Annotated in this window: 9 protein-coding genes; 8 read left to right on the top strand and 1 reads right to left on the bottom strand. The window is 72.2% G+C overall.

The window, feature by feature from the left end; translation table 11 throughout:
- Positions 1–323: 323 nt before the first annotated feature.
- The 3 genes from G401_RS0101320 to G401_RS0101310 all read left to right on the top strand — a co-directional run bounded on the left by G401_RS0101320 (position 324) and on the right by G401_RS0101310 (position 3,226).
- Positions 324–737, top strand: coding sequence for a hypothetical protein (locus G401_RS0101320; protein WP_157545175.1), 414 nt, complete (start codon positions 324–326; stop codon positions 735–737).
- A gap of 568 nt (positions 738–1,305) precedes the next feature.
- Positions 1,306–1,860 (top strand): HdeD family acid-resistance protein, encoded by a 555-nt coding sequence (locus G401_RS42675; protein ID WP_051365984.1) that lies wholly within the window; start codon positions 1,306–1,308, stop codon positions 1,858–1,860.
- A 13-nt stretch (positions 1,861–1,873) separates the two neighbouring features.
- The gene (locus G401_RS0101310) at positions 1,874–3,226 is read left to right on the top strand and encodes a transaminase (protein WP_027341081.1); all 1,353 of its coding nucleotides are present in this window, start codon (positions 1,874–1,876) and stop codon (positions 3,224–3,226) included.
- Between the two features lie 162 nt (positions 3,227–3,388).
- Here the strand turns inward: G401_RS0101310 and G401_RS0101305 are convergent, their stop codons facing one another.
- Positions 3,389–4,228, bottom strand: a complete 840-nt coding sequence (locus tag G401_RS0101305) for an alpha/beta hydrolase family protein (protein WP_027341080.1) — start codon at positions 4,226–4,228, stop codon at positions 3,389–3,391.
- Between the two features lie 159 nt (positions 4,229–4,387).
- Here G401_RS0101305 and G401_RS42670 point away from each other — a divergent pair, with 159 nt between their 5' ends.
- The 5 genes from G401_RS42670 (at position 4,388) to G401_RS0101280 (ending at position 12,231) form a co-directional block, all read left to right on the top strand.
- Entirely contained in the window at positions 4,388–4,927 is a 540-nt protein-coding gene (locus tag G401_RS42670; protein ID WP_051365983.1) for a CGNR zinc finger domain-containing protein, read from the top strand.
- 92 nt (positions 4,928–5,019) lie between these two features.
- Positions 5,020–5,382 (top strand): YciI family protein, encoded by a 363-nt coding sequence (locus G401_RS0101295; RefSeq protein ID WP_027341079.1) that lies wholly within the window; start codon positions 5,020–5,022, stop codon positions 5,380–5,382.
- Positions 5,379–6,614 carry an RNA polymerase sigma factor gene (locus tag G401_RS0101290; RefSeq protein WP_027341078.1) on the top strand — a complete coding sequence of 412 codons (1,236 nt, stop codon included), beginning with the start codon at positions 5,379–5,381 and terminating at the stop codon, positions 6,612–6,614. The genes G401_RS0101295 and G401_RS0101290 overlap by 4 nt, the downstream gene beginning before the upstream one ends.
- Positions 6,615–6,773: 159 nt before the next feature.
- Positions 6,774–8,936: a glycoside hydrolase family 3 protein gene (locus G401_RS42665; RefSeq protein ID WP_064741649.1), complete on the top strand. Its 2,163-nt coding sequence runs from the start codon at positions 6,774–6,776 to the stop codon at positions 8,934–8,936.
- A 124-nt stretch (positions 8,937–9,060) separates the two neighbouring features.
- Entirely contained in the window at positions 9,061–12,231 is a 3,171-nt protein-coding gene (locus G401_RS0101280; RefSeq protein ID WP_027341077.1) for a BTAD domain-containing putative transcriptional regulator, read from the top strand.
- Positions 12,232–12,239: the final 8 nt, after the last annotated feature.

Genomic DNA, 12,239 nt, shown 5'->3' with positions numbered 1-12,239 from the left:
CTGTAGACCTACTGTTGCCAATACTTAGAGATGTGAATATTGTCGGGTCAGGCCCCTGTGGGCCGCCGGCCCAACGCACCGGGCCGGACCCCGGCCGGGTGTCCCCATCACCCGGCCGGGGACTCCGTCTTCCTATCAGACCCGGTCCAGCGCCGATGGGGCTCCGGCGGGTGCAACCCTTCGCAGGCCCGGGGAGATCATCTGTGGCGGCGGGACGCTCAGGAGATCGTGAGGATCTCTCATGGCTGATTCATTCTGGGTGATTCCGGAGCGAACCCGTCGCGAGCCGGGCGCGGAACGTTGTGATGGGCGAGAATGTGACGGTGATACTCCCCTCAGATCACGGTCCGCAGTTGCCCCGGGAGAACGTGGAGCAACTGGCGGCCATCTCCGATGACGAGGAAGCCGCCGACGTGCACGCCGCCGCCACCGCGGTAGTGACCACCTGGTACGCGTACCAGCACGATGCGAGCTTTCCGGGCGTCGAGGATCCCGCCGCCGAGCAGCACGAACGATTGTCCGGCTCGATAGACGCCCTCGTACGCGGACTCGCGGCCGTCCCGGTGGGCGCGCCGGGGGAGCGGGTCATCGAGGCGGTGTGGCCGGTGCTCGGGCAGGTCTGGACCGACCGGTCGGCGGCCGCGGAGTCCGTCCGGCGGGCGGTCGACGAACTGCGCTACCTGGCGGTGCAGCGGCACGGCCTGATCCAGGACTGCCGCCGCGTCCTCGGTCGCTGACATATCAACATTCAGCGATGGATGCTGATCGCTGACCGATCTGAGAGAGCGCTCTCTCGAATCATGCCGAACGGAGGTCGCTACGGTTCGGCCGTGGGGCAGGCGGGGAGTCGTTCGGATGTGGGAGCGCTTCCCGGAAACAGGGCGGCCGATCGGCCGGGCAGGAAAGGGAAAGGCGTCGCCGTGCGGGCGTCCCTTCCCGCACGGCGACATTCCTCACTCAGCGCTTAGATTTCGGCAGGAGGCGACACGCCCGGCCTGCCGATCTCCGTGAGGGAGCGCTCTCTGGAGAGAGCATTCTACCGACGCGGTCGGATGTCAATGGGTGCGCCGAGGCCACCTTCGGCGGGCTCGCCCGCTGGGCCGATGACCTGGGGGAACATCGATGAACTCGGCTGTACGCGGCTGTCCGGCAGCCGGGCGCGCCGACCTTCGGAGCCGGTCGGCGGAGCCCTGTCAGGGAGCGCTCTCTGGCCGAACCCGCGGTACGCCCACCGCCGGAACGGACCGTCGACACAAAACCGTGAATTTCGCCCCGTAACCAGTGAAAGCCGGTCATATTTGTCCCATGACCGCAGTGAGCGCACAGAACTCGCACAAGCTCGGCGTACCGTGGTGGCTCTTCCTGATCACGGGGCCGTGCTGGATCATCGCCAGCTGGTTCGTCCTCGGTTTCGACTCCCGCAGTGTCGTCTCGATCGCGGTCCTCGCCGGGGCGGTCATCCTCGTCGCGGCCGTCGCCGAACTGGTCCAGGCGTTCATCGCGCCGGGCTGGAAGTGGCTGCACGCCATCCTCGGCGTGCTGTTCCTGTTCACCGGCATCTTCGCCTGGGTCAACCCGGGCCGGACCGTGTTCTGGCTGGCCGCCTTCATCGGCTGGTACCTGCTGTTCAAGGGCGTCGCCGACATCATCCTCGCGTTCCTCACCAAGTCGGAGAACGACGCGTGGTGGCTCGGCCTCGTCATCGGCATCTTCGAGGTGCTGCTGGGCTTCTGGGCCGCCGGCCGGTTCGGCCGCTCGCTCTACACCCTCGTCGTGCTGGTCGCCGCGATCTGCCTCGCCCGCGGCATCACCGACATCATCATGGCCTTCCGCGTACGCAAGCTCCAGCAGGAAGCGTGAATATGCTGTCCCGATGAACCGGGACCGGTTGCGGGACCTCCTCGCGCGCGAGCGCGCCGTGTTCGCCGAGAACCATCCGCGTTCCCGGGCCGCCTACGGGCAGGCCCGGTCGCGGCTTTTCGGCGGCGTACCCATGACCTGGATGAACAAGAACGCGGCGGGTTTCCCGCTGTACCTGGCCGGGGCGCACGGAGCCCGCGTGACCGACCTCGACGGCCGCGAGTACGCCGATTTCTGCCTGGGTGACACGGGCGCGATGGCCGGCCACTCGCCGGAACCGACGGTCAGGGCGGTACGCGAGCAGCTGGAGGCGCGCGGCGGCGCGACCGCGATGCTGCCCACGGAGGACGCGGCGAAGGTCGGCGCGCACCTGGCGCGGCGCTTCGGACTTCCACTGTGGAGCTTCGCGCTGACCGCCACGGACGCCAACCGCTGGGCGATCCGGCTGGCCCGCGCGATCACCGGCCGGCCGAAGATCCTGGTGAACTCGTACTGCTACCACGGATCGGTCGACGAATCGCTGATCGTGGTCGGCCCCGACGGCAAGCCGCAGAGCCGGGCCGGCAACGTCGGCGCGCCGGTCGACCCGACGATCACCTCGCGGGTCGCCGAGTACAACGACCTCGCCGGGCTGGCCGCCGAGCTGGCCGGCGGCGACGTCGCCGCCGTCCTCATGGAGCCCGCGCTCACCAACATCGGGATCGTCCTGCCCGAACCCGGCTACCTGGACGGCGTACGCGAGCTGACGCGCGAGCACGGGGTGCTCCTGATCAACGACGAGACCCACACGTTCTCGGCCGGTCCCGGCGGGGCGACGGCCGCCTGGGGACTGCGCCCCGACATCGTCACGCTCGGCAAGGCGATCGGCGGCGGCCTGCCCGTGGGCGCGTACGGGCTGACGGCGGAGGTCGCCCGGCGCATCGAGGAACTGCCCGGCCTCGACCTCGTGGACATGGGCGGCGTCGGCGGGACCCTGGCCGGCAACCCGCTGTCGATGGCGGCGACCCGGGCGACGCTCGAACACGTCCTGACCCCGTCGGCGTTCGAGCACATGATCGCGCTGGCGACCACGTTCACGGCCGGCGTACAGGCCGTCATCGACGAGTACGCGCTGCCGTGGTCGGTCGTGCAGCTGGGCGCGCGTACCGAGTACCGGTTCGCGTCGCCGGCCCCGCGCGACGGCGGATCGGCCGCGGCGGCGGGAGATCCCGAACTGGAGGACTACCTGCACGTCGGGCTCGCGAACCGCGGTGTCCTGCTGACGCCGTTCCACAACATGGCGCTGATGTGCCCGGCGACCCGTCCATCCGATGTGGACGCGCACCACGCCGCCTTCCGCGACCTGGTCGCCACCCTCTTCCACTGACCCGCCCGCCCCTCCCGCCGCCCTCCCCCCGGCGCCCCGCCCTCCCCTCCCGGCGATCTTGCGCGAATGTCTCGATTTCCGTCCGGATTGCCTGATACGCCCGGACATTCGCGCAAGATCGCCGAAGGAGGGGAGAGGGCGCGTCGGGAGAGGGGAGGGGGGTCAGAGGGAGAGTTGGGTGGTGAGCCAGGCCTCGCGGTCGTCCTTGGCGGGTTGCGTCAGGAAGTGGTCCGCGCGGTCGTAGAGGCTCACCTTCGCCCGCGGGTTCGCCGCGCTGAACGCCGCGCGTACCGCCGGGGTGACGAACTGGTCGCGGCCCGCCCACTGGAAGTACAGGTGGTCCCCGAGCCGGCTCACGTTGTCCACCGGGTCCAGCCCCGCGAACACCGCCCGGTAGGCCGCCTTCCGCTCGTCGGGCAGGTCCAGCCAGTACGTGTCGAACCAGTTCGCCCAGGTCGCGTCGCCGGCCATGAACACCGCCGCGCGTACCAAGGGCTGCCGCTCGGCCAGCAGGGCGCCGAACATCGAGCCGTAGTCGTGGCCGATCACCGCGGTCCGGTGCGGGTCCACGTCCGGTTGGTTCACCAGCGACGCGTACGCGGATTCGACCGCCGCGAGCTGTGCGGTGATCTTGGTGCGGTCGGTCGCGTCGCCGGCCGGGTCGCCGTCCCAGGGGAACGTGAGCTGGGGCAGGACCGCCACGGCTCCCCGGTTCGCCAGGTCGACCGCCTCGGCGAGGAATTCCGTGCGGTTCTGCGTACTGCCCGGGGGTTCGAACCAGTGCAGGAACAGCGCGCCGGCGCGGCTGCGGTGCGGCGCGGGGGTCACGGGCCGGACCAGGTACGCCACCACGGCGGCCTGTCCCGGAACGGGGATCTCGATCTCGGTGACGACGGCGCCGCCGGGCCGGGTGCGGCCGGGGTTCCCGCCGGCCGCGGCGACGGCCCCACCGCCGAGCAGCACGGTCGCCACGCCGAGGAAGGCGACGGTACGAGTGAGCACATTCCACCTCCAACGAACAGAGTAATCAGTTGCTAAACTGAGGTTGACAACTGATGACGGTAGGCGGCTGTACGCCACCTGGTCAAGCAGGAGAAGATGTCGGTTCGCTGACCTGCGGACGAGCGCGGTGCCGGCGCGGACGACCGAAGGAGGTCGCGGGTGAGCGGGGTGCCGTCCCCTGATGCCGGGCTGGATCTCGCGGTCGCCCTGTGCAACACGTACGACCTGCTCGACGACCCGCCGGACCGGCTGCGCCCGGAGAGCCTGCCCCGGCTCGCCGACCGGCTGGACTGGCCCGAGCTGGCCGGCCTCGCCGGTCGCCTGTCCGAGGTCCGGCGCGTCCGGACGGCCCTGTACGCGGTGTTCGCCGATCCCGACCCGGCCGCCAAGATCGAGGCGTTGAACGGGTTGCTGGCCGAGTACAAGGCGGAACTCCGGCTGATCCCGGCGTACGACGGCGGGGCGCCCCGGCTCGGCGCGACGGGCGGCGAAGGGCCGGTCGGCCGGCTGGCGGTGGCGTGTGCCGGCGCGCTGGCCCGGGTCGTGGCCGACGGCGGCGCGGACCGCGTACGCACCTGCGTGGCGGATCCCTGCCGCTGCGTCTACGTCGACCGGACCAGGGCCAACCGCCAGCGATACTGCTGCGAACTCTGCAACGACCGGATGGCGTCCGCGGCGTACCGGCGCCGGCGCGGTTAGGTTGGTCCGTCGGACGTGTCGAGACCGCCGCGTCCGCTCCGACCAGTGTGTGAGAGGCGCCCGTACCGGGGGCCGCGGCCGAGGGGTGCACGATGAAGTACCTGCTGATGATCTACATGAACCCGGAGATCTTCGCCAACCTGACCGACGAGGAGCGTGACGGCGTCTTCGCCGCCCACGACGCCTTCCAGCAGCCGCTCAAGGAGTCCGGCGAGCTGATCGGGTTCGCCGCGCTGGCCGACCCCTCCAACAGCACGACCGTCCGCGTACGCGACGACGTCCTGTCCGCGACCGACGGCCCGTACGCCGAGGCGAAGGAGTTCCTCGCCGGCTACTACGCGATCGAGACCGACACCCTGGAACGGGCGGTCGAGCTGGCCGGGCAGCTGCCCGACGCGAAGCTCACCGCGATCGAGGTCCGGCCGCTGATGGAAGCCTCCGGGCTGGAGATGTGACCGCAGGGCACGCCGTCGAGGGTCTGCTGCGCGAGCTGGCGCCGCAGGTCCTCGGCACCCTCGTACGCCGGTACGGCTCGTTCGACGAGTGCGAGGACGCCACCCAGGAAGCGCTGCTCGCCGCCGCGTTGCAGTGGCCGGCGGACGGCGTACCGGACAATCCCCGGGGCTGGCTCGTGACCGTCGCGGGCCGGCGCCTGACCGACCAGTGGCGCAGTGACAGCGCGCGGCGCCGGCGCGAGGAGTCGGTGGCGCTGATGGACCCCGCGGACCGGCTCGTGAGCCCGCCCGCGGACGCCGACGACGGCGCGGGCCGGGACGACACGCTGAAACTGCTGTTCCTGTGCTGCCATCCGGCGCTGACGCCCGCGTCGCAGGCCGCGCTGACCCTGCGCGCGGTCGGCGGTCTGTCCACGGCGGAGATCGCGGCGGCGTTCTTCGTGCCCGAGGCGACGATGGCGCAGCGGATCAGCCGGGCCAAGCAGCGGATCAAGGCCACCGGCACGGTGTTCACCCTGCCGCCCGAGGCCGAGCTGCCGAGCCGGATCGCGGTGGTGCTGCACGTGCTCTACCTGATCTTCAATGAGGGCTACACCGCGACCAGCGGGGCGGATCTGCTGCGGGTGGAGCTGACCACGGAGGCGATCCGGCTGGCGCGTGCGGTGCACCGGCTGCTGCCCGCCGACGGCGAAGCCGCCGGGCTGCTCGCGCTGATGCTGCTGACCGATGCCCGGCGGGGTGCGCGGGCGACGGCCGAGGGGGAGCTGATCCCGCTGGCCGAGCAGGACCGCACCCGGTGGGACCCGGCGCCGATCGCGGAAGGGGAGCGCCTGCTCGAACAGACCCTCCCGTACGCGACCCCCGGCCCCTATCAGCTCCAGGCTGCCATCGCGGCCGTGTACGCCCAGCCCGGCGACATCGACTGGCCCCAGATCCTCGGCCTGTACGCCGTCCTGGACCGGCTGGCGCCCGGCCCGATGGTGACCCTCAACCGGGCGGTCGCGCTGGCGATGGTCGCCGGGCCGGAACGGGGTCTGGAGCTTCTGTCCACACTGGATGCTGACGACCGGGTCGCCCGTCATCACCGGCTGGCCGCCGTCCGGGCCCACTTGCTGGAGCTGGCCGGGGACGCGGCCGGTGCGCGCGAGCAGTACCTGCTGGCGGCGAAGCGTACGACGAGTCTTCCGGAGCAGCGTTACCTGGAACGCAAGGCGCGCAAGCTCCCCAGCTGAGGCGAGGGGCTTTTTTCAATACTTAGATTGACTAACGCAGGAAGTCGCAATAGCCTTCAGTCGATTCCTGCGTGGGCACCGCCCGGTCGCTCCCCTCCCATCCTGTGTCGTCCCGGGGCGCGGCCCGCCCGCGCCGCTACCGAGGAGGCCCACTCCCTGATGGAGATCCGAAGGAAGCTGACCGTCGTCGCGGCCGCCGCCCTGGCCCTGGCGATGCTCCCGGCGCAGGCCGCCCAGGCCGACCGCACCTCTGGCGCCCAGCCCAAGTACCTCGACGCGAGACTGCCCATCCCCGTACGCGTCGCCGACCTGCTCGGCCGCATGACGCTCGAAGAGAAGATCGGCCAGATGACGCAGGCCGAGCGGCTCGCCGTGGTCGACGATCCGACCCGGGTCGCCACCTGGAACCTGGGCTCGGTGCTGTCCGGCGGCGGCTCGGTGCCGACCCCGAACACGGCCGAGGCCTGGGCGACGATGGTCAACTCGTACCAGGCGCAGGCCCTGTCCACCCGCCTGCACATCCCCATGATCTACGGCGTCGACGCCGTGCACGGGCACAACAACGTCTACGGCGCGACGATCTTCCCGCACAACGTCGGCCTCGGCTCGACCCGCGACCCCGGCCTGGTGCAGCGGATCGGCGCGGTGACCGCCGACGAGGTCCGGGCGACCGGCATCCCGTGGGACTTCGCGCCCTGCATCTGCGTCTCGCGCGACGAGCGGTGGGGCCGGTCCTACGAGTCCTTCGGCGAGGACCCGGCCCTGGCCGTGCAGATGACCACGGTCATCGACGGCCTGCAGGGTACGCGGCCGGCCCAGCTGGCCGACGGCGATCACGTGCTCGCCACCGCCAAGCACTTCGCGGGCGACGGGGACACCGGCTACGACTACGCCAAGGCGGCCGCCAACGTCGGCAAGAACTGGTGGGAGAAGGCGTACACGATCGATCAGGGCGTGACCGTCACGAGCCGCGCCGACTTCGACCGGATCGACCTGCCGCAGTTCAAGGTCGCGGTGCAGAAGCGCGACGTCGGCAGCGTCATGCCGTCGTTCTCCAGCGTCGACTTCACCGACGACGGCGTCGGCAACCCGGTCAAGATGCACGCGAACGGCGATCTGATCAACGGCACCCTCAAGCACGACTTCGGCTTCGACGGGTTCGTCGTCTCCGACTGGGAGGGCATCCACCAGATCCCCGACCCGTCCGCGCCCGGCAACGGGGGGCTGACCGCGTACAAGGTGGCGACCGCGGTCAACGCCGGCATCGACATGGCCATGGAGCCGAACTCCGCGCCGCAGTTCGAGGAGCTACTCCTCGGCGAGGTGAACGCCGGGCACGTCAGCCAGGCGCGCATCGACGACGCGGTGGGCCGCATCCTCACCCAGAAGTTCAAGCTCGGCCTGTTCGAGCACCCGTACGCGGCCACCGACCGCGGCGACGAGGTCGGCAGCGCGGCACACCGGGCGGTGGCCCGCCAGGCGGCCGCCGAGTCGCAGGTGCTGCTGAAGAACGACCACGCGCTCCCGCTCTCGCCGAAGGCGAAGATCTACGTCGCCGGCAGCAACGCCGACGACCTCGGCCACCAGGCGGGCGGCTGGACGATCAGCTGGCAGGGCGAGTCCGGCCCGGCCATCCCCGGCACCAGCATCCTGGCCGGGCTGCGTGAGGACGCCCCGAACGCGCAGATCACCTACAGCGCGGACGCGTCCGCCCCGACGACGGGCAACGACGTCGGCGTGGTGGTCGTCGGCGAATCCGCGTACGCGGAGGGCTACGGCGACGTCGGCGGTCCCGAGTGCGGCTGGTGCTCCCCGTCGCAGCAGGTCTCCAAGTCGCTCGAACTGTCCGCCGCGGACAAGGCGGCGATCGACAAGGTCTGCACCGAGCTGCCCAAGTGCGTCGTGCTGGTCGTCTCCGGCCGGCCGCAGCTGGTCACCGACCGGCTCGGAGAGATCGACGGACTGGTCGCCTCCTGGCTGCCCGGCAGCGAGGGCGGCGGCGTGGCCGACGTCCTGTTCGGCCGGCGGCCGTTCACCGGACGGCTGTCCGTCTCCTGGCCGGCCGGTGCCGGCCAGCTCCCGATCAACGTCGGCGATGCGAACTACCAGCCGCTGTTCCCGTTCGGCTGGGGTCTGCGTACCGGGCACGGGGGCGGCGGTTCGCCGGTCGACGAGCTGGTCGCCACCGTCCGCGACCGGGCGCAGGCCAAGGTGGTCGCCGGGCACGGCGCCGCGAACTGGCGCAGCCTGATCGCCGACGCGGACCACGCCCAGCTCAGCGGGGACCCGTTCCGCGCGATCCTGCTCCTCGCACAGGTGTAACACCCCCGCGGGGTGTCGGAGAATCCCGGTCCGTGGTCGTGATCCCCGATCACGGGCCGGGTCACCCCGCGCCGCGCGTACCCGAGGAGCACCCGCCCTGGTACGCGCATGGGAGAGTGGCAGGGTGCGCGTGAACATCCTGGGGCCGCTGGAGGTGGTCGTCGACGGGCGGCCGGCCGAACTGGGCGGCGCCCGGCTGCGCGTACTGCTGGCCCGGCTGGCGCTCACGCCCGGGCGGATGGTGTCGACCGAGGCCCTCGCCGACGCGCTCTGGTCCGGGGCGCCTCCGGCCGACCAGCTCAACGCGCTGCAGTCCGTCGTCTCGCGGCTGCGCCGGATCCTGCCCGCCGACGCGGTCAAGCTCGTGCCCGGCGGTTACCGGCTGGACCTGCCGCCGGAGGCGGTCGACGCCGAGGTCTTCGAACGGCTCGCGCGGGAGGGCCGCGCATCGTTGCGGGGCGGCGATCCACAACGGGCGGCCGGGCTGCTGACCCAGGCCCTGGCGCTGTGGCGGGGGCCCGCGCTGGCCGACACGCCGTTCGCCGAATCCGCCGTCGTACGCCTCGACGAACTCCGGCTCGCCGCGACCGAGGACCGGATCGAGGCGGAGCTCGCGTGCGGGCGTACCGCCGATGTCGCCGAGCTGGAGGAGCTGATCGCCGCGCAGCCGCTGCGCGAGCGTCTCGCCGACCTGCTGATGCGGGCGCTGGCCGCGTCCGGGCGGGCGGCCGAGGCGCTGGCCGCGTACGAGCGGACCCGCCGGCGGCTCGCGGACGACCTGGGCGCGGACCCGGGCCCGGAGTTGCGGGCGACCCACCTGGCCCTGCTGCGCGGAGATCTCGCCGCCCGCCCGGAGGTACGCGCCCGCGGCAACCTGCGGGCCGCGCTGACGAGCTTCGTCGGGCGGGCCGACGATCTGGAGCGCATCGGCCGGATGCTGCGCGATGGGCGGCTTGTGACCCTGGTGGGACCGGGTGGCGCGGGCAAGACGCGGCTCGCGGCGACGGTCGCCGCCGGCGCGGCGCACGGGCCCGACTGGCGGCCGGCGAGCATCTGGCTGGTCGAGCTGGCCCCGGTCGGCGAGGCCGACGAGCTGGCCCTGGCCGTCCTGCGCGGTCTGGACCTGCGCGAACGCGTCCAGGGTTCGCGGGTGGCGCAGGTCGAGGCGCCCCGCGATCCGGTGACCCGGCTGGCGGATTTCCTCGACGAGGGCCCCGCCCTGCTGATCCTCGACAACTGCGAGCACATCGTCGACGCGGCGGCCCGGCTCGCCGACGAACTCCTCGCCCGCTGCCCGGATCTGCGCATCCTCGCGACCAGCCGGGAGCCGCTCGGCATCCTCGGCGAGACGCTCTGCCCGATCGCGCCGCTGCGGCCGCCGGCCCCCGGGTTGACGGCCGCGCAGGCGCTCGCGTACCCGTCCGTGCAGCTGCTGCGCGACCGGGCGGCCGCCGTGCGCCCCGGCTTCGCGGTCACCGACGAGAACATCGCCGCGATCATCGAGATCGTCCGGCGGCTCGACGGCCTGCCGCTGGCCATCGAACTCGCCGCGGCCCGGCTCCGCTCGCTGCCGCCGGAGGCCGTCGCGTCGCGGCTGGACGATCGGTTCCGGCTGCTCACCGGGGGCAGCCGCACCGCCATGCCGCGTCACCGCACGCTGCGCGCGGTGGTCGCGTGGAGCTGGGAGCTGCTCACCGAGGACGAGCGCCACCTCGCCGACCGGCTCGCCGTCTTCCCCGGCACGATCACCCACGACAGCGCCGCCGGCATCGCCGGCCGCCGCCCCGAGGACCTCGACGACCTCCTCGCCGCGCTCGTCGACAAGTCGCTGCTGCAGCCCATCGAGGAGACCGGCCCGCTCACGGCCGCGCGCTACCGCATGCTCGAAACCATCCGCGAGTACGCGTCGGAGCGGCTGGCCGACGAGGGCACGGCCGAACCGGTACGCGCCCGGTTCACGGCGTACTACCTCGCGCTGACCGGCGAGCTGGAACCCTTGCTGCGCCAGGCCGGCCAGCTGCGGGCGATCGACCTGACGGCCGCCGAGGAGCCGAACATCCTGGCCGCCCTGCAGTACGCCTGCGAGACCGGCGACGCCGCGACGGCGCTGACGATCGCGGCCAACCTGTCGTTCTACTGGAACGTGATGGGCCGGCGGGCCGACGCGACGGAGTGGCTCGAACGCGCCCTGGACACGCCCGGCGAGGCGCCCGCCGACGTCCGGGCGGTCTGCTTCGCGATGCACATCGTGCACCTGGCCTTCGGCGGCGACTTCTCCCAGATGGGTCGGGCCCGCGAACTCGCGGTGATCATGTCCGGGGTGGACGTCACGACCTCGCACCCGCTCGCGGCCCTGATCCAGCCGATCATCTCGCTGTTCACCGACGCCACCGAGGCCGGACTGGCCGCGATCGAGCTCGGCCTCGGCCATCCCGACCCGTGGGTACGCGCCGTCCTGATCTCGATGCGCGGCAGCATCGAGGAGAACGAGGGCGACGCAGACGGGATGCTGCGCGACATGACCCACGCCGTCGAACTCCTCCGGGAGCAGGGCGAGCGGTGGGGACTGTCGATGTCGCTGACCGCGCTGGCCGACGCGTACGGCAAGCGGGGGCGTGTCGACGAGGCGATCGAGGCGCTGGAGGAGTCCGTCCGGCTCGCCGCGGAGCTCAACTCGGACGAGAGCACCGACCACCAGCTCGTCTGGCTCACCGCGCTGCGGGCCAAGCGCGGTGAGGTGGCCGAGGCCCGGGCCGTGCTGCTCGACCTCGCCCGCAACACCCCGACCTCGCGCAACGGACGGGAGGCCGCGTTCGCGCTGCTCACCCTGGCCGAGATCGACCGGCAGGCGGGCGAGCACGCGTCCGCGCTCGAGTACTACGACCAGGCGCAGGCACGGTTGCAGGACGCGATCATGGTCGGCCCGCAGCTGCACGCCCTGATGCAGAGCGGGCGCGCGTACGTGGCCATCCACCAGGGCCGGCTGGACGAGGCGCGCGACGAGATCCGCGAGGCGATGAAGTTCGCGCTGGACGGCAAGGACATGCCGGTCGCCGCGCACGTGGCGGTCGCGACGGCGGCCCTGCGGCTGGCCCAGGGCGATCCGGCGGCGGCGGCCGAGCTCATCGGCGCGTCCGAGGCGTTGCGCGGCACGGCCGACCAGTCCAACGCCGACGCGCGGGAGGTCATCGCGGGTGCCACCGTCGCCCTCGGCCCGGACGCCTACGCGGCCGCGTACGCGCGGGGACGCCGACGGGGCCGGCAGGACGCGCTCGCCCTGGCCGACCCCGTCTGAACTCCTAC

The organism is Hamadaea tsunoensis DSM 44101 (assembly GCF_000428945.1).
Taxonomy (GTDB): Bacteria; Actinomycetota; Actinomycetes; order Mycobacteriales; family Micromonosporaceae; genus Hamadaea; species Hamadaea tsunoensis.
The sequence above is the reverse complement of the archived record's forward strand: the minus strand, read 5'-3'. Positions and strand labels throughout refer to the sequence as shown.

Excerpts from the sequence above, each read along its gene's own strand:
- G401_RS42675 (WP_051365984.1), top strand. The coding sequence starts at position 1,306 with ATGACCGCAGTGAGCGCACAGAACTCGCACAAGCTCGGCGTACCGTGG.
- G401_RS0101310 (WP_027341081.1), top strand. The coding sequence starts at position 1,874 with ATGAACCGGGACCGGTTGCGGGACCTCCTCGCGCGCGAGCGCGCCGTG.
- G401_RS0101295 (WP_027341079.1), top strand. The coding sequence starts at position 5,020 with ATGAAGTACCTGCTGATGATCTACATGAACCCGGAGATCTTCGCCAAC.
- G401_RS42665 (WP_064741649.1), top strand. The coding sequence starts at position 6,774 with ATGGAGATCCGAAGGAAGCTGACCGTCGTCGCGGCCGCCGCCCTGGCC.